2 protein-coding genes are annotated in these 1472 nt (G+C 42.0%); both read right to left on the minus strand.

The features are described from left to right. On the minus strand, positions 1 to 649 hold a 649-nt coding region (locus A3738_RS11975), incomplete at its 3' end, for a PAS domain-containing protein (RefSeq protein ID WP_156504224.1). A gap of 188 nt (positions 650 to 837) precedes the next feature. Then, positions 838 to 1472 (minus strand): helix-hairpin-helix domain-containing protein (locus A3738_RS11980; RefSeq protein WP_068763609.1); only part of this gene is annotated, 635 nt, incomplete at its 5' end.

Below are 1472 nucleotides of genomic sequence, written 5' to 3' on the forward strand. Positions count from 1 at the left end.
TGGCCAGCCCTGTAAGGGAGTCAAACAAGGCGAGATTTTGCATCTTAGAATTAGCGTCTTTTAAAGCACTAATATCAATCGCAGATAGTACATAGTTCGTGATGATTCGGTCTTTGTTATAGACCGCGGCAACTGTGATCGCACACCAATATTCGGTGCCGTTTTTCTTCACGCAAAGTGCCTCGCCTTCCCAGGCTGATTTCAAACAACTATTGTCTAGCAATTGTCTGGTTTCGTTTTCGAGATGGCTCTCGGGGGACAATATATCAATCGATTGTCCGATCACTTCGTGGTGCAGGTAGCCGTTGCTACGACAGAATTTCTGATTAACGTATTCGATGACACCATCAGCGTTAGTCATGACGATACTTGCACCGCTATTTGTGACCGCACTGCTCAGCTTCGACATCATTTGTTCGGTAGCTTGGTGGCTCGAAATATTGTTTTTAAGTCGCTTATTTAATCGAATGAGTACAAAGCTCATTGCCGCGAATATGATGGCTAAAGAACCAAACACGAAGACTTTCAGTAGCAGCTCATCATTTTTATGAGATGAAATCTGTAGTGATGAATCTGCTAATAGCGTGAAGCTTGAAAGTGCGAGGATGCCGCCCAAACATACTTTTCTTATTGTTGATGCACTAAGCACAAGAATACCTACTCGAATTATATTTTTTATGTAATTTCAGTGTAGGGGAGTGGATTAGTTAAGCAGGGGGAGTATCGTTTTTTTGTGTAACGTTTGTAAGCTGTTGAGTAAAGGTATGAAAGTAAATATGTGTATGGAGGAAGAATAACTAGGCCATGCATTGCGCATGGCTTAGTTAAATTAATGGCTTAGATCAGCTCTTTTGCTTTGGCTGTCCAATCAGCGAAACCTTTTGTTTTCGCGAAGGCTTCTAATTTTTTCTTATCGGCCGCACTCGGGTTTGCGACCTGTTTGAAACTTGTGATTCCAGCCTCTGCAAGTTTCTTCGCGGTCGCTGGTCCAACGCCCGGTAGCTTACTTAAATTATCAGCAGCTTTCTTAGCCGCCGCTTTTGCTGGCGCAGCTTTTTTAGTAACGGCTTTCTTGACCGTTTTAACTTCTTTCTCGACTGCTTGCTTAGCGGTTTTAATTTCTTTCTCAACGGCTTTCTTCGCAGTTTCAATTTCTTTCTCAACGGCTTTCTTCGCAGTTTTTACGTCTTTTTCTACTGCCTTCTTCACGGTCGCTGCTTTTTTAGCAACAGTCTTTTTAGCGGGAGCTTTTTTAACAGGGGCTTTTCTCGCGGCTGTTTTAACTTTCTTTTCTACTGTTTTTACTTTGCTTTCAACCGTCGATTTTGCTTTAGAAATCGTTGACTCAGCTTTTTTCTTTTCAACGCCTAGCTTTTCTTTCAGTTGGTCTTGTAGTGAGTTGAATTCCTTGATGCGTTTATCTAATTCTTTCTGAGCACGGGAAATTTCGCGATCACTGACTTTTTGGATGT

This window comes from Oleiphilus sp. HI0066 (assembly GCF_001635725.1).